Source organism: Sphingomonas populi, from assembly GCF_004208535.1.
Classification (GTDB): domain Bacteria; phylum Pseudomonadota; class Alphaproteobacteria; order Sphingomonadales; family Sphingomonadaceae; genus Sphingomonas; species Sphingomonas populi.
In genome coordinates this window covers 1-16,259 of record NZ_SGIS01000008.1, presented here as the reverse complement: position 1 = coordinate 16,259, position 16,259 = coordinate 1, and the positions used below count along the sequence as shown (strand labels likewise).

Below are 16,259 nucleotides of genomic sequence, written 5' to 3'. Positions count from 1 at the left end.
GCACGGCCGAGCGCGGCTGGAACAAGGAGGCTCCGCTGGGCGCGGATCAGCGGCAATACAGCCTCACCAACCCGCGCCGCGCGACGTAACGGCACATCCTGACGGGGCGCTCGACGGGCACATATATCGCCGCGTCGTCGACATAGGAGCAGCCGAGCCACACCTTGCGCTTCATCTGATAGATGTATGCCAGGCCGGGCCAGGTGGACGTGCCGTTGTCCGCCCGGTCGCCGTCCTCTGGCTTGAGAATCGCATTCCCCCCGGGCGGCCCGTCATACACCACGCCGCCCTTCAGAGGCAGTCCCGCCCAGCGCGCCGGACACGCGGTTCCGGCCTGAGCCGGAGCGTCGGTGTGGGCGGCCAGCGCCAGGACCAAAGTGAGTGCGGGCATCATAGCGTCTGCCTCCATAGCGTCTTCCTGCCCGTCCGGCATCCTGCACTCGCTATGGCGCGGCGCGTCCCCCCCGCCGGATGTGCCGCCGTGACCTGAAGGATTAAATCCGTTATGCTCGAAGCATGATCGCGGAACCTTCAACCGCCGTGCCGGGTGGTGCCACACTCTCGCGGCGCGGCCTGCTCCTCGGCATGGCGCTGGCCGTGCCGGCGGGCGTGATGGCAAGCGTCGCACCGCACCGCTCGGCGGGGGCGTTGATTGCGGCGGCACGCCGGCAGGTCGGCGTCACGCTCGTTTACGATCCAGGTTATACGACGCTGACGTTCCCGGGCGGTGACGTTCCGCGCGGCAAGGGCGTGTGCACAGACGTGCTGATCCGCGCCTATCGCGACGGCTTCGGGCTCGACCTACAGGCGCTGGTGAACGCCGACATGCGAGCGAACTTCTCCGCTTACCCGCATCGCTGGGGACTGCAGCACCCCGACCGCAACATCGATCATCGCCGGGTGCCGAATCTCGCCACCTTCTTCGCCCGGCGGAACGCGCGATTGCCGATCCCGGCCGGACCGGGGGGATGGCGGCCCGGCGACATCTTCACCAGCATGATCGGCGGCCGCCTGCCGCACATCGGGATTGTCTCGGTCGGACGGCCCGGCACCGTGATCCACAATATCGGCGGCGGCGCGCGCGAGGAAGTTGCATTGTTCGACCACCCGCTGACCGGGCGTTACCGCTGGGCACTGGACGGCTGAGGGATCGGCGAGCAGGTGGCGCGGATCGCCGGCGCGGCGACTGCGCGGTTAGGAAGCGAAAAGCGACCCATCGCCGAAGCGGTGAAATAGCGTCGTGCGATGCTGGCGCGGCGCAACGACTGCCGCGCGCCAGCAACGCCGCAGGACGATAGCCGTCGGACCTTACGGATTGCGGGCAATCTGGATCAGTTCGGTCGCTTTCAGCCGTAACATGTGACGCAGAATCTTGCCGACGGCGGACTGTGGGATCGCGTCGACGATGAAAATGTGGACCGGCACCTTGTAGGGCGTGAGATTGGCGCGGCAATGCGCCAGGATCGTGGCTTCGCTCAAGCCGGGTACGGACGGTTTCACGAACAGGGCGACGGCCTCACCCGTCTTTTCATCCTGCACACCGACGCAGGCGCATTCCGCCACCGCCGCCACCGCGGCGACCGTCTCCTCGATTTCGTTGGGATAGACGTTGAAGCCGGACACCAGGATCATGTCCTTGGCGCGATCGACGATCCGCAGATAGCCGTCCGCCTCCCGCACCGCGAGGTCGCCGGTACGGAAGAAACCGTCGCCGGTGATCGCCCGTGCCGTTGCCTCCGGCTGTCGCCAATAGCCCCGCATGACTTGCGGGCCGCGCGCGCAAAGTTCGCCAACCTGGCCTGCGATCAAATCCTTATCGTCCGGGCCGCGTATGACGATCTCCGTACCGGGCACGGGCAGGCCGATGCCGCCCCGGAACCGGCGTTCCGATGCCGGCATGCAGGTCAGGACCGGCGACGTTTCGGACAGCCCATAGCCCTCGACGATCGGACGCCCGGTCAGTGTTTCCCACGCATCCGAGACACTGCGCTGGATCGTCGCGCCACCACCCATCGTCAGCACGTCCGGCTCGATCTTCACTGCTGCCAGATCGCGTGTCGAAAGCAACGACTTGAACAACGTGTTGACGCCGGTGACGAAGTTGACCGGATGTCGGTCCCATTCGGCGAGAAGACCGGCCGAATCGCGAGGATTTCGGATGAGCACATTGCTCCCGCCCCAAGCCATGACGGTGAACATATTCACCGTCAGCGCGAAAATATGGTAGAGCGGAATGGCCGTCAGCGCGACCGGCGTGCGCCTGCCGAAATCCTCCTGAAGCCATTGGCTGACCTGTTCGATATTCGACAGGATATTGCCATGACTGAGCATGGCGCCCTTCGGCTGCCCGGTCGTGCCACCCGTGTATTGCAAAAACGCCAGATCATCGCGGCTACGGAGAGGCACCGCCCTCACGCTCTCTCCCATCGCCAGCGCCGCGCCGTAAGAGGACAGCCACATTGGCTGTCGACCGTGTGGCGGAAGCGACCCCGGGGGGTTTTCGAGGTCGATCACGATCGCATGTTCGAGCGTGCCGACCTTTGCCGCCTCCAGAATGGCCAGGGTTTCAGCGGAAAGGATGATGACGCTGGCGCCGGCATCGGAAAGCTGGTGGTGCAGTTCGCGCGGAACATAGTGCGGATTGACGTTCACCTGCACTGCGCCGACGCGCTGAATTGCGCATGTCGCGACGACGAACTCAGCTTGATTGGGCAGCATCACCGCCACCCGGGAGTCCGGCTCTACCGAGCAATGGCGTTGAAGATATCCGCCCAAATAATCGGCATCTCGCCACAGCTCGGTATAAGACAGGACGCGATCCCGCTGGAAGACCGCCGCCCGGTCGGCGAACCGCGAACATTGATATTCGAAGAATTGCGAAAGCGTGTTGAAATGCGCCAGCGCCGTGCAGATTTCCCGAGTCATGCTACGTGTCCGCGTCGGATCGTCGCTGGCAACGCGCGTCCTGTAGAGAGGTGTGCCCAACCTTCCGATATGATTCCGGGCATCATTTCTCTCCGCAGGTTCGAGGCATTTTCCTCGTTTCGCTCCGCAGGCTGTCACAGCCGCGAACATTTGAAAAATGCTATTATCGACACTTCTTGCTCGAATATTCTGAGGAAGTGATGCTCAAGCTCGAACATCTGCGCAGTTTCATCGCGGCTGCGGACACTGGCAGCATCGCTACGGCAGGAGCGCGGCTGCACATGTCGCCTTCCGCCGTGAGCTATGCAATCGACGCCCTGGAAGAAGAGTTAGGCACCTGTCTGTTGATACGGCGACGGTCGGTTGGCGTGGGGTTGACCGCAGATGGAGTCCGGCTGGTTCGGGTGGCCCGGCCCTGGCTGCAACAGGTCGCGGACATCGACGGGATGTTCACGGCGAGAGAGCGCAAGCTCACGGGTGAACTGGTTGTCGGATGCCAGGAAGCGCTGAGCTGGTCGTTGGCGCCGCGTGCGATCGCGGAATTATCCCGTCGGCATCTGGCGATCGACGTGTCGCTCAAGACGATCTTCATGGATCAGGGCAACCGTCCGCTCATCGTAGGCGCTGACCGATCGTATTGGCGAAGGGAATATGGACCCCGCGCGGTTTGCGGGCGTAGTGACGGCGTCGTGATCGACGCGCGCTTAGCAACGATCGCCAAAGCTCTTATCGTCGGCGTTCAGCACCGTAAACATGTTGATAAATCGCATCGTGACAGACCGGAAGCCCGGCAACGCCCCGCGCAGAGCCAGCGATCTGCTGATGCCCCCCCCTGCGGCAACCGCACCATCTCGGCGTGCCGAGTCCTCGTTCAAACCACTGCGCTGCGGCCTTGCACCGTCCCTCCTGGGCCTTCACGCGTGCCAGCGGCAGAAGTCGCTGGCGACGGCATGGTCGAGGATCTGGCGGTAGGGCGCGTAAAAATCGTTTCCGGCCAGAAGGACCCCGAAATGCGGGTCTTCGATCTGTTCGAGCGGGACCAGCGCGATGGGGCTGGCGACGGGCAGGAGTTGCGATCCCGGCCCGGCCTGCAGGGTTGAAAGCAGGCCGAACATGCGCCGCTCGCGCGTGCCACGCCCCAACATGATCAGTCGATATTGCCCTTCCTCGCTGGTCACCAGATAGGTGTGGCCGGAAAGGTTGGGCATCGAGACATAGCCGGCCTGGGTGAAGGTCCGGTCCGCCCGCTCGCTTTCGGTAAAGCGCAGATGCGCGCCCGCACTGTCCCAGAAAATCTCGGTGCAATAGGCATAGATCGCGCCTGGCTGGCTGAACGCCGGGCGCAGGGTGAGGTAGGCGCCCTCGATCCAGCGCACCGCCGGGCGGCTGTAAGAGCCCATATGCGCCGGGGCGAGCAGCGCATCCGGCGGCGGCGACGGAGCGGCGCTGCCGGGGCGCAGCGCGGTCGCCAGCACATCCTCGATCCGCACGACCGTTGCCAGCGAAAACGGGCGGCTGCCGGACAGCGCCTTCTCCAGCGTGGAGAGGCTGATTCGTGCCATGTCGGCCAGAGCTTGGCGCGAGATGCGCCGCCGGGCGAGTTCTTCCCGAAGCCGCGCGGCGATCTGGTCGTTTTCGCCGCTCTGCAACGGCTCTTCGTCGCGCATCATGATCTCCCTACCGGACAACCCGACACAAATCCGCACATTTCGTCAAGGGTTAGCGTCCAAATCGCCAATCCTCGCCGCTCCTGGTCCCCGTCTGGCCAAAGCTGGCGGACCTTTCGCGTGGCGGTCCGGCATTGGCGGTGTCTAACGGAATGGCTCCACCCAATAGGGAGCCTTGCCATGGTGCCGCGTCTTTATTCCACCCAGACGATGTCCGCAGATACCCGCCGCCGCCTCGCCATCGGCGCGATCGGCCTTGTCGGCGTGGTGCTGGGCAGCCTTGCCGCCGCGCAGGCGCAGGCGGCCGACGCAGGCGATCCCGCTGCCGGCGGCGCGCTCCTCCTCCAGGCACGCGACAACAAGGACGGCACCCCCGCTGCACTTCCCGCCGTGCGGCTCGGCACCGACATGGACGTGATCGTGAACGGCCCGGTCATGCGGGTGCGCATGACGCAGGCGTTTCGCAACACCAGCAAGGGCTGGATGGAGGCAACCTATCTCTATCCCCTGCCGGACGATGGCGCGGTGGACACGCTGAAGATGGTCGTCGGCCAGCGCGTCATCGTCGGCCACATCAAGCGCCGTGCCGAAGCGCGCGACATCTACGAGCGTGCGAAGGCGCAGGGCCAGCGCAGCGGCTTGGTCGAAGCGGACCGCCCGAACCTGTTCCGCACCAATGTCGCCAATGTCGGCCCCGGCGAGACGGTGCTGATCTCGATCGAATATCAGGCTCCGGTGCGCCAGCTTGGCGGCGAATATGCGATGCGCCTGCCGCTGGTGGTCGGTCCGCGCTACGTGCCGCCGCGCAGCCTGACGAGCAGTGCCGGGCTGGCCGACGCAGCCCGCGTCACCGCGCCGCTGGCCGCGCCGGGCGCGCCGCTCAATCCGGTGTCGATCACGATTCACCTTGCGCCGGGGTTTGTGCCGGCCAACATCATCAGCCCCTATCACCGCATCCGCGTGGTGGATGCAGGGCCGGCGGAGCGGACGATCACGCTGGCGATGGGCGAAGAACCGGCCGACCGCGACTTCGAGCTGCGCTGGCGCTCGGCCAGTGCCGATCCCATGCTCAGCCTGTTCCGTCAGGCGATCGGCGGCCAGCAGTATGTGATGGCGACGATCACGCCGCAGACCCGGGTCGAACCCGGCAAGGTCGCCCCGCGCGAGATGATCTTCGTGATCGACAATAGCGGATCGATGGGCGGCGGCTCGATGGATGCGGCCAAACAGAGCCTGCTCCATGCTCTGGGCACGCTGCGGCCGGAAGACACCTTCAACGTGATCCGCTTCGACAACACGATGACGCAGTTGTTCGAGCAGCCCACCCCGGCCAGCGTCGAGCAGGTGGAGATTGCGCGCAAGTTCACCGCCGGGCTGGAAGCTGCGGGCGGGACCGAGATGCTGCCCGCGCTGAAGGCCGCGCTGGTCGACGGGCACCCGGCGAACAAGGGCGTGCGCCAGATCGTGTTCCTGACCGATGGGGACCTTTCGGACGAAAAGGACATGATGGCCGAGATCGCCGCGCATGGCGGGCGCAGCCGGGTGTTCATGGTCGGGATCGGCTCCGCGCCCAACAATTATCTGATGCGCCGCATGGCCGAAGCCGGGCGCGGCACCTACACCAATATCGGCGAGGGCAACGAAGTGCTGGCGAAGATGACCGCGCTGCTCGATCGGCTGAAAACGCCCGCCATGCATGACATTGCGGTGCGCGTGGAAGGATCGCCGCTCGATCTGACGCCGCATGATCTGCCGGACCTTTACGCTGGAGAGCCGCTGGTCCTGCTGGGCAAGGGGGATGATCTCAAGGGCACGCTCGTGGTCAGCGGGATGATCGGCGACACGCGCTGGAGCCAGCGGGTCGATCTCGGCCAGGCCGCAGCCAGCCCGGCGGTCGCGCGGCTCTGGGCCAGCCGCAGCATTGCCGATGTGGAGGCGGAGCGCTGGTCGGGGCAGCTCGAGAGCGCGGCCGCCGACGAGAAGATCGCGCAGCTTGGGCTCGCCTATGATCTGGTGACGACGCAGACCAGCCTCGTCGCCGTCGATGAAACCTCCGCACGGCCCGAAGGCGCGAAGCTGACCAGCGAAGACCTGCCGCTGCTGCTGCCCAAGGGCTGGAATTTCGATGCCCTGCTGGGCCATGATGCGCCTGCCGCAGCCCCCGCCGCGGGGCTTCCCGATGCGGAGCAGCAGATGGACCTGCCACAGACCGCGACGGGCTTTCTGGGCGCGGTCTGGCGCGGGCTTGCGATGCTGGTGCTCGGCGTGGTCGGCCTCGTTGCCGCACGCCGCCGAGGCCGCGTGGAGGTGAGCCGGTGAGGCGGCTCGCGATCTCGTCCGCCTCGCTCGCGCTGTGCTTGGGCGGTGCGATCAGCCTGGGCGCAGGCGCTGCGGTTCCGATCCGAGCGGAAATCGCGCAGCACCGGCTGCGGCAGGTGTTCGAGCAGCGCTTGCAAGCAGGAACAGTTGCAGCGCCAACCGCTCCGGCCATCGCGCCGGGGCGTCTTTCCCGGACGCCCGCGCGCGCTGCGGTGCGACCCGTGCCCGCCCTGCCGACCGAAGGAGCCATCGCGCGGATCACCGTTCCCCGTCTGGGGGTGAGCGATATCGTTCTCGCCGGAAACGGCACGCACGAGCAACTTGCCGAGGGGCCGACGATGATCCGGCAGGGCGATGCGGCGAGCCCCGTCACCGTGCTCGCCGCCCACCGCGATACGCACTTCCTGTTCATCCGCGATCTGCGCGAGGGCGACGATGTTCGCCTGCAGTTCGTGAACGGCATGGTGGAACGCTATCGGGTCACACGATTTGAAACGGTGCGTTGGGATCAGTTCAGCTACACGCTCGATCCCGCGCACCCGCGCCTTGCGTTGACCACATGCTTCCCCTTCGGTGGCACCGAATATGGCGGGCCTTGGCGGCGGGTGGCCTGGGCCGAGCGGCTCTAGGGCCGCTCGGCCAAGTTCTGCATGCGTCGCTTATGGGATCGGCAAGGGGGCGCTCCATCGCGGCTGGACATTGCGATGCGCCGGAGCACCTTGTTCGTTCGAGACCAGCGCGTCGACGAGTGTTCCTTCACGGCGGCTTCCGCGAGGACCGGACGTCGGGGTCGGAAAACCGAGCGAGCGGGGTCGAACGCTGCCTATGGCGACGCGTCACCGCGCGCCGCGCTTGCGGCCGGCGGATATGTCGCGCGGGAAATTGGCAGCCAGGTGGTCGATCAGCGCGCGGACGGCAGGCGGCAGCCCGCGCTTCGTTGTGAAGACGAGATGCACGATACCCTGCAGGCCCCGCCAGCCCGGCAGGACGCGGACGAGTTTCCCCGCCTCCATCGCCTGTCGGCAAACATGATCGGGAAGGATCGCGACACCGAGACCTTCGATGGCCGCGTCGCGCACGGCCGCCATGTCCTCACAACCCAATCGGGGTTCGACGCGCAGGATATGCTGACGGCCGTCATCCATCTCGAGATGCCATTCGAGATTATCGGCGGCATCGTTGGTCGCGAGCGCCGGAAACGCGGCCAGCGCCTCGATGCTCCCGACCTGACCCGCGATCTGGGGGCTGGCGACGAGAATGCGCGTCGATGTCCCAAGGGATCGCATGGTGAGCGCGGCGTCGCTGGTCAGGCTGCCGCGAACCCGCAATGCTAAATCGATCCGCTCATCGATCAGGTCGACCGCGCGGTCGGTTGCGATCAGTTGCAGCCGCACCTTCGGATAGCGGGCGAGGAAGGAAGAAATGAGACCAGAGATGGGTTGCAGCATGCCAGTAGGGCAACTGAACCGGATCCGGCCATGCGGCTCGGCTTGCGCCTGAACGACCAGCGCCTCGGCTTGTTCGGCTTCCGCCAGCATCGCCCGGCACCGCTCGTAGAAGGCCTGTCCCGTGTCGGTCACGCGGAAGCGCCGGCTCGTCCGCTCGATCAGACGCAAACCCAGGCGCTCTTCCAGCCCGGCGATGCGCCGGCTCAGTTTCGACTTGGGCTCGCGAAGTGCCCGGCCGGCGGCGGCGAAGCCGCCATGCGCAACAACCTCGGCGAAATAGGCATAGTCGTTGAAATCGACCCTCATCAGCGTTCCCCTCGTAGAACGCTGAGTGCCATATTTGCCGACTACAAGCATCATCGTTCTCGTCGCATCTAAGTCGGGCACCGGCACTTCGCCGGAACTCGAAGGAGACAGACGATGACGGACCGCTTCAGCAACAAGGTGGTGGTGGTGACGGGCGGCACGAGCGGCATCGGCCTCGCAACGGCCAGAGCGTTCGCGATGGAAGGTGCTTCGGTATTCATCACCGGTCGCCGACAGGACGCGCTCGACGCAGCACTCAAGCAGATTGGCGGCCGGGTGACGGGCGTGCGTGGCGACATGGCGAACCTCGCAGACATCGATCGGCTATACGATGCCGTCCAGCAGAAGCATGCGCAGATCGACGTCGTGTTCGCCAACGCGGGCGGCGGGGAACTCGCCCCGCTCGGCGCGATCACCGAGGAGCATTATGAGAAAACGTTCGGCAGCAATGTGAAGGGTGTCCTTTTCACTGTCCAGAAGGCGCTGCCGCTGCTGCGCGATGGAGGTTCGGTGATCCTCACGGCGTCCACTACCAGCATCAAGGGCACGGGCGCCTTCAGCGTGTATTCCGCGACCAAGGCAGCTATCCGCAATTTCGCCCGCAGTTGGATTCTCGATCTCAAGGATCGCCACATTCGCGTAAACGCGATCAGCCCCGGTCTCACCGAGACGGCAGGCCTCAATGATCTGTTCGGCGGCGGCGAGCAGGCGCAGGAGACGAAAGACTATTTGGTCGGCCAGATCCCCGCTGGCCGCATCGGCGAGCCCGAGGAGATCGCCAAGGCCGTGATGTTCCTGGCTTCCGACGAGGCATCCTACATCAACGGCATCGAACTCTTCGTCGACGGCGGCCAGGCACAGATCTGATCGTTCACTCTTGGCCTAGGGCGGGCGCGGACCGCTGTGTCGCTCCGCGCCCCGATCTGGACGAACTGCAATTCGGAGACCCTATTATGTTCCAGACTACTGAATCCGCGGATCGTATTCGCGAACTGCTAGACCGCAACCTGCAAGGAGTCTTTGGCGAAGGCGATGCCGAGCGCCGCCGCGCGACGGTCGAGGAACTCTGGGCGGAGGACGGCGTCCTCTATGTACCGCCCGGCGCAATTACCGGTCGCGATGCTATCAGCAGTTTTGCCGGCGATCTCCGCGCGACGCATCCAGACTTTGTCTATTCGCCGCAGGGTAAACCCCAGGTGCTTCATAACGCCGGGCGTATCGCCTGGGGATCCGGGCGCGCCGGTGAGGAACCCGCCTATACCGGGTGGGATGTCATCATCGTGCGGGACGGACGGATTGCGGCTCTCTACGTCTTCCTCGATGAGACATCGGAAGAGTTTCGTCGCAATAGTGTCCCGAAAAAGCCATCCAGCGCGGAATGATTTTCCCGAAGTGCTTACATCCGAACAATCGGCTGTTTTGTCAAATCGGGACGTTTGCGCCGGCACACAGGAATGTCTTGATCTTGGTCGGCTGTCGTCGGCGGTCTGCCGCGACGAGACGATAGTCGACCGCTTGAGGCACCTTGCCAGTTTCCCAACGCTGGTCATCCGTCAAGCTCCAAAAGGCGTCGGCGATCAGCCTTTAACGGCAGTTCCCGGGTGCTTCTAAAATGCCCTGAACGGCATCGGGTATAGCACCCGTCATCTGCCCACCAATGTCGTCGTCAGTGTGTCCTGGATCGCGACTTGAATGGTCTCTAATCCGCCGCCGCCATCAGCCACTCCCTGAATGCCCGCATTGCTGGTGTGTCTCGCCGCGACATAAGTCGGGTCAGCCAATAGCGCCCGGTCGTGATTTCGATCGCGAAGGGCTGGACAAGGCGCCCTGCCGTCAGATCGTCCGCGAACATCGCGGGCGGCGCCATCGCCACGCCGAGGCCCGCTTTCGCGGCCGCAACCATCAGCAGCGATGTGTCGAACACGAGCCCGCGGATTGGCGGCGGCGCCACGCCGGCCGCCGCGAACCAGGACGGCCATTCGTCGGGCCGATAGGAGCGGAACAACGTCTCGCGCGTCAGCGCCTCCGGCATCGTCAGGCGGTCCGCCACGACAGGCGCGCACAAGGGCGACAGCGGCGCGTCCAGGACCGGCTCGGCGTGCGTGCCGTGCCACGCGCCATCGCCAAAGCGGATCGCCAGATCCAGCCCTTCGCCTGCGAGATCGACGCGATTGTTGTTGGTCATCAACCGCAGGTCGATATGCGGATGGACGCGACCGAATTCCGCCAGCCTCGGCAGCAGCCAACCGCCCGCGAAGGTGCCGACGACCCCAACGCTCAATACCTCGCTCAAACGCCCGCCAGCATAGCGGTCGAGCGTCGCGCCGATCGCATCGAAAGCGCTCGCGACGACCGGCACGAGCGCGTGGCCTTCGTCGGTCAGCGCCAGACCGCGCGGCAGACGGCGGAACAGCGGCGTGCCGAGCCGTTGTTCGAGCGCCGCGACCTGGTGGCTGATCGCACCTTGACTAACCCGCAGCTCGATCGCGGCGCGCGTGAAGTTGAGATGCCGCGCCGCCGCCTCGAAGGCGCGCAGCGCATTGAGCGGGAGATGGGCGCGGTCCATCCCTCAGGCATGAACCTACCTCATGGCTCTGTCGAGATATGATGCTTTGCACGCCGACCGGTCCTTGTCGCATCGTCATGGAGCGATAAGGGAGATTGATCATGAAAAGCGTGTTCGCGGCGATACTCGGTCTGGCGGGGATGGTGGGCACGCCCGGAAATGCTCATGCCGACGATCCGCTGCTGCGCCCGATCCTGCCTGCGGATTCGGCGAAGTGGATCACGCCGCAGGCGCCTCTGCATATTTACGGGAACACCTATCTCGTCGGGTTCGGCGGGCTTAACGTCGCCTTGATCCGCACGTCTGCGGGCCTGATCCTGATCGACGGCGCGGTGCCGCAAGGGGTTCGGGCGATCGAGGCGAACATCCGCCGGCTGGGCTTTCGCATCGCCGACGTAAAGCTGATCCTCAACACCGAGCCGCATTTCGATCATGCCAGCGGTATCGCCGCGCTTGCCCGCGACAGTGGCGCGACCGTGATTGCCAGCGCCGCCGCCGCCGCCGTGCTGCGCTCGGGCCAGCCAGCCGCCGACGATCCGCAGATCGCCTGGGGCGTCGCCTATCCCGCCGCCGCCCGCGTACGCGCTGTCACCGACGGCACGCCGATCCGCCTCGGCGACACCATCGTCACCGCCCGCATCACCGCCGGGCACACACCCGGCAGCATGAGCTGGACATGGCGATCCTGCGAGGGCGGTCGGTGTCTGAACACGGTCTTCGCCGCCAGCCTCAACCCGATCGCCGGGCCGGGCTATCGCTACACAGCGCACCCCGAAGAAGCCGACGCTTTCCGCCACAGCTTCGCGACCGTCCGCGCGCTGCCGTGCGACATCCTCATCACGCCGCACCCCGGCCAATCCGATGGCGACGTGAAGGCGCGCAAGCTCGCGGTGTCGCGTAGGCCCAACCCGTTTATCGACAATACCGCCTGCCGTACCTATGCCGACACGTACGCGGCGCTGTTCGAGACACGGCTGGCGGACGAGAAGGGTGGCCGTGTGAAATAGCCCGCGCGTCGCGTGGCAGGCAGATGACCCGCCATGCGACGTTCGCGATCCCTTTTGCCCCTCCAACTCAGTCCGCTCATGTATGTCGCCAGAGCGACCGGCTTCGACGAACTCAAAGAAAGTACAGTTATTTGCCGAAGTCGATGAGCATGCCATCAAGGGGCAACTCGTGCGTGCGAGCGCCGACTGCACCGCTGTTGCTCCGCGTCACCGTATAGCGATCGATGACATAGGGAAGACCTTCGCCGGTCAGAGTGCCGACTGTGTCGGTGATTTCCAGATGCACATGCGGTTCGCGCGCGTCCCCCGACGAACCAATCATGCCGATAACCTCTCCCTTGCGAACACGTTCGCCGGGCCTGACCCGCACGCTGCCCGCCCTCATATGAAAATAGTGGGCGTATTGGCCGTCCCCCAGATCGAGGACGACGTGGTTGCCGCCGACATTGTCGATCGTGACGGGCTGGGCAGGGTGAAAGTCGGCGCCGTGCCCTGCCGGATTGTCGGGGTGCCCGTCTTCGGCGCGCAGGACCAAGGCATCGCCGATTGCCAGCAGCGGCCTGCCATAGGCGAAATAGGATGCCGCAGCGTGGTCGTCGCCACGATACGATTTGCCGTCCTTGACGATCTTCCAGTCGATCGCGAAACGCCGCGAATCCGTCAGCGCCCCGTCACGCACGAACAGGCCCCGACGATGATGGTTGTCAGGATCGCTACCAGGACCATCTGCCGCGATCCAGTTCGCACCGGTGACGGGCCGGCCCAGCACTTTCAGCACGCTATGGCGAATGGGTATGGCCGCCATCATAACGACGCCATCACCAAGCGACAGCCGATGTGCGAGCCGCGCCGGGATCGGCCCACGCTCGGGGACCAAGACTTCCAGGAACAACACCAGCGTTCCGCCCGGTGGGATCGAGCCGTCAGACGCACCATCGACATGGCTTCCAATCACCCGAGCGATGCGGCTGAGACCGCTCCCGGCAAAGGTGGCAAGCGGGCGTGCATCGGGCCGATCGCCATCGATCACATCGACATTGTGTAACGCAACCGGCGAGTCCGAGAAATTGGTTAGATATAGCTCGTAGAACAGATGCTGGCTTCCCTCGGATGGAAAGGCGGTGGGCGGGCACGGTATTTCCGCACGAACCTGTATTGGCCAGGCCGAGGCAGCCATGCTGGCCGCGTCGGCCGGAGTGATCTGCGCGACCGTAGAAGCGTCCATGGCCGTCAGCGACGCGACAACGAGCGCCCGTGTGATGAACATGCGGCACATTGCGCTAGACTCTAACTGTGACAAAGTGGGTGTATTATTAGACTATGTCACAAGCAAGCGGAATTGCGGGTTGAGAAACTTCAGGGCTTCCTATCAAGAGCAGGTGCGCGTCACCCCCCACAGCGGCAATGATCTCAAGCCTCTCCGCGTTGCTCCACCGGCGACGCCGCTCCCGGCCCAATATCTTCACCGCCGTCCTCGCTCTGGCTCAGGACGTCCATAACGACGTCCTTATGGACGTCTCTTACGCGCTCACACCACCTCCGGGCAGGCGGCCTCAATAGGTCGGTTACGTTGCGCTGGGCAAGCCGGGCGCTACCCTTCTCCCCATAGCCGGCGCCGGTCAGGCTGCCGACCTTCAGGTCCATCCGCCGCTGCGCTGCAAAGCCGATCATCTCGCGCAGGAAATCGGCGTCCGCACTCTTCCCCGGCAGCGCCTGAAAGCTCATCGTATTGCCGGTCATCGGAGTCTCCGTTGGTTGAGTTCGCAACCCACACCTATCCGAAGATCTCCGATGGCCACTCCTCAGCTACACAACGACCCGGGACGCGACCCGGCAATCCAGCCAGCCAACTAGAGATCTATCCATCTCATCTTTGTAAAATTGTCACGTCAATCCGTTAATAGCGATATGACAAGGTGAACTTCCAAGTGCGTCCGAGTAGTGGTCGTGCGACACTTACATAGCGCCCGTCACTCAAGACGGTGGAGGCATTGATTGAACCGCCTTCTGTAAAGGACTTTGCGTTATTCAAGTTTTCTGCATTAAACTGAATATCGAAGTTACGGTTAACGGTATAAAGTGCCCCCGCATTAATCTGCGTATAGGCCGGGTAAATAGCCGTGTCATCGTTTCCGGCGAAGCGTTTGCCATAGTAATAGGCTTGTCCAAACAACGTTATCGGCGTTTTCGGTATCGTATAGACCGGACGGAAGTTTGCAACAATCTTCGGCTGACGTTGAGGCGTATAGGTCTGTGGATTGACGACATTATATTGACCGTTAATTATCTGGTCGCGGAATGCCGCATCGCTGCTGATTTTGGGATTCTGCAAAACGACGCTGCCTTGTAGGTTAAGTCCCGGGACGAAGTCGGGACGATAACCCAGCTCAAGCTCAAGGCCCTTATTGTTGAGCTTGGAGCGATAACGATCGCGGACAAAGGGGCAGTTGTTGGGCGTTGGTACGGCAGCGCAGGAAACACCACCAACACTGGATGAAAGGTCAACCAGAGTTGGCCCCAACTGTTCTTTCGCTTTGAAGTTTATCAAGAAGCCTGAGAGGGACACATTCCACGTACGGGCGGTGTGGCGAATGCCAGCCTCATATTGCATGATGTGTTCGACAAGGTCTCCGCGTGCAACCTCACCCGTCGATGCATTTGTCGCCGATCCCCCAAAGATATAATCCTCGAACCCCGGCAGACGAAACGACTTCGCGACAGTACCATATATCGCGGTCTCGCCTCCGGTGCCTTGGCCGCCGAACAGACGGTAATTTGCACCGAGCGAGAATCCCTCGCCATGATATTTAGACGAGTCAGCCAGCGGTGACCCGTCAGGTATGCTGACACACTTGTAGGCTAACGAATCTGCCGTCGAACCTGCCACGACGTTGCCAGGCGTTAGATCTTCACACGTGTTGCCGGGATTGGATGAGTTGGTGACAACCCGATTAATCTTAAGCTGTTGGTACCGAAAGCCCGCGTCGATATTCAATCGATCATCCAGCAGCGTGATATGGTCGAGGATGTAGATAGCTCTACTTAGTTCTGTAGAGGTCACCCCAAGGCCGAACAATGCCGGATTGACAAGGCTATCCTTCGTAATGGATGGCCCCACTTGCTGCCCGGCAGCGTCGACCGCGTAGAAGTCAACCTTACGACTATGCTTTTCGATGCTCGAGTAACCGCGAGCGAAGACCGACTGAGCGTCATAGGTGAAGCTGCTATTATAGAGCCCCAAGGTTAAGGCGTGCTTGGACCATCCAAAATCGAACGTCTTCCCAAGCCGGAGGTCCGCCACCAACGTAGTCGCGTCGACTTTGGCGAAGACGGGGACGTCATTGGCAAGCTTGGCTGGCGCTGCTTGGGCAGTCGTAAGATTCGGGCCGGTGACCGTGTCAGTATAATATGCCCGTACCCCTACAGCATTGCCATAATACGCTGCGTAAGGCGCGCTACGGATGAGGCCGTTGAAGCCGGTATCTCCGCTGTTACGGGGGTTCCCGCTGATCAGATACTGGGTATCAACAGGCGGGTCTTGAAAGAGAGTACTGAAACTGCTTGAGCCGCTGGTAGAGCGCAGGTTAGCGCCAAAATTCCAACCATCGCCAAAATCCTTGTCGATTTTAGCTGTGAAGATATCAAACCGTGGATGTATACCATCTTTAACGTTTAGGTTGAATTTCTGGCGATTACCGTCGAACAACTGGTAGAAGCTTGTTTGGTTCGACACAGGGGTGCCCGTACCGAAATCAAGGCCAAGGTTCTGAATGACACCAGAGGTAACACGGAACGGCGCCGCCGCCGTGCCAGGCGTTGCACTGCTTGCAACCGCATAAGGCACATTTTGATAGAAGGCCGTGATGTCATCAATGTGCTGACCGCTGAGAATAACGTAACCGTCCGATTGCTACCGCGGTGTTCGGTCCTTGAGGCGTACGGCGAGCTCAGGGTCATCGATGAAAGCGTCAAGGAATTCGCGCCAAGTTTTGGTCGTGAGACGCGCTTCGCTCAGCATGTC

At 63.3% G+C, this 16,259-nt stretch carries 13 protein-coding genes and 2 pseudogenes; 7 read left to right on the top strand and 8 right to left on the bottom strand.

The genetic code is table 11. From position 1 onward, the window contains the following. Nucleotides 1-46 precede the first annotated feature (46 nt). Nucleotides 47-394, bottom strand: a complete 348-nt coding sequence (locus tag EWE75_RS06860; protein ID WP_130155927.1) for an STY0301 family protein — start codon at nt 392-394, stop codon at nt 47-49. 122 nt (nt 395-516) lie between these two features. On the opposite strand from EWE75_RS06860, the gene EWE75_RS06855 reads away from it, so the two are divergent. Further along, nucleotides 517-1,146: a DUF1287 domain-containing protein gene (locus tag EWE75_RS06855; RefSeq protein WP_130155926.1), complete on the top strand. Its 630-nt coding sequence runs from the start codon at nt 517-519 to the stop codon at nt 1,144-1,146. Nucleotides 1,147-1,308: 162 nt separating this feature from the next. Here the strand turns inward: EWE75_RS06855 and EWE75_RS06850 are convergent, their stop codons facing one another. Continuing rightward, nucleotides 1,309-3,075, bottom strand: a complete 1,767-nt coding sequence (locus tag EWE75_RS06850) for an AMP-binding protein (RefSeq protein ID WP_231708253.1) — start codon at nt 3,073-3,075, stop codon at nt 1,309-1,311. A 50-nt stretch (nt 3,076-3,125) separates the two neighbouring features. Between EWE75_RS06850 and EWE75_RS25490 the strand changes: the two are divergent. Continuing rightward, a pseudogene (locus EWE75_RS25490) lies at nt 3,126-3,302 on the top strand (helix-turn-helix domain-containing protein); the annotation flags it as partial. A 537-nt stretch (nt 3,303-3,839) separates the two neighbouring features. Here EWE75_RS25490 and EWE75_RS06840 read toward each other — a convergent pair. Beyond that, a complete protein-coding gene (locus EWE75_RS06840; protein WP_206364705.1) occupies nt 3,840-4,592 on the bottom strand; it encodes a helix-turn-helix domain-containing protein in 753 nt (250 codons plus the stop codon). 180 nt (nt 4,593-4,772) lie between these two features. Between EWE75_RS06840 and EWE75_RS06835 the strand changes: the two genes are divergently transcribed. Continuing rightward, nucleotides 4,773-6,911, top strand: a complete 2,139-nt coding sequence (locus EWE75_RS06835) for a marine proteobacterial sortase target protein (protein ID WP_231708252.1) — start codon at nt 4,773-4,775, stop codon at nt 6,909-6,911. Nucleotides 6,912-6,949: 38 nt separating this feature from the next. Further along, nucleotides 6,950-7,540, top strand: coding sequence for a class D sortase (locus tag EWE75_RS06830; RefSeq protein WP_165388281.1), 591 nt, complete (start codon nt 6,950-6,952; stop codon nt 7,538-7,540). 207 nt (nt 7,541-7,747) lie between these two features. Here EWE75_RS06830 and EWE75_RS06825 read toward each other — a convergent pair whose 3' ends face one another. Next, nucleotides 7,748-8,752, bottom strand: coding sequence for a LysR family transcriptional regulator (locus tag EWE75_RS06825; protein WP_231708251.1), 1,005 nt, complete (start codon nt 8,750-8,752; stop codon nt 7,748-7,750). Between the two features lie 27 nt (nt 8,753-8,779). Here EWE75_RS06825 and EWE75_RS06820 point away from each other — a divergent pair, with 27 nt between their 5' ends. Next, the gene (locus EWE75_RS06820) at nt 8,780-9,532 is read left to right on the top strand and encodes an SDR family NAD(P)-dependent oxidoreductase (protein WP_130155923.1); all 753 of its coding nucleotides are present in this window, start codon (nt 8,780-8,782) and stop codon (nt 9,530-9,532) included. Between the two features lie 86 nt (nt 9,533-9,618). Then, a complete protein-coding gene (locus EWE75_RS06815) occupies nt 9,619-10,047 on the top strand; it encodes a nuclear transport factor 2 family protein (RefSeq protein WP_130155922.1) in 429 nt (142 codons plus the stop codon). Nucleotides 10,048-10,364: 317 nt separating this feature from the next. Here EWE75_RS06815 and EWE75_RS06810 read toward each other — a convergent pair whose 3' ends face one another. After that, complete coding sequence (locus tag EWE75_RS06810) at nt 10,365-11,231, bottom strand: LysR family transcriptional regulator (RefSeq protein ID WP_130155921.1); 867 nt, start codon at nt 11,229-11,231, stop codon at nt 10,365-10,367. Nucleotides 11,232-11,332: 101 nt separating this feature from the next. Here EWE75_RS06810 and bla point away from each other — a divergent pair, with 101 nt between their 5' ends. Continuing rightward, a complete protein-coding gene (gene bla, locus EWE75_RS06805) occupies nt 11,333-12,238 on the top strand; it encodes a subclass B3 metallo-beta-lactamase (RefSeq protein ID WP_130155920.1) in 906 nt (301 codons plus the stop codon). A 127-nt stretch (nt 12,239-12,365) separates the two neighbouring features. On the opposite strand, the gene EWE75_RS06800 is transcribed toward bla, so the two are convergent. From EWE75_RS06800 to EWE75_RS06790, 3 genes and pseudogenes are all read right to left on the bottom strand, one after another. Next, the gene (locus EWE75_RS06800; protein WP_165388280.1) at nt 12,366-13,505 is read right to left on the bottom strand and encodes a M23 family metallopeptidase; all 1,140 of its coding nucleotides are present in this window, start codon (nt 13,503-13,505) and stop codon (nt 12,366-12,368) included. A 302-nt stretch (nt 13,506-13,807) separates the two neighbouring features. After that, a pseudogene (locus EWE75_RS25485) lies at nt 13,808-13,978 on the bottom strand (IS256 family transposase); the annotation flags it as partial. 157 nt (nt 13,979-14,135) lie between these two features. Beyond that, on the bottom strand, nt 14,136-16,082 hold the full coding sequence (locus tag EWE75_RS06790) for a TonB-dependent receptor domain-containing protein (protein ID WP_130155918.1): 1,947 nt from the start codon (nt 16,080-16,082) through the stop codon (nt 14,136-14,138). Nucleotides 16,083-16,259 lie beyond the last annotated feature (177 nt).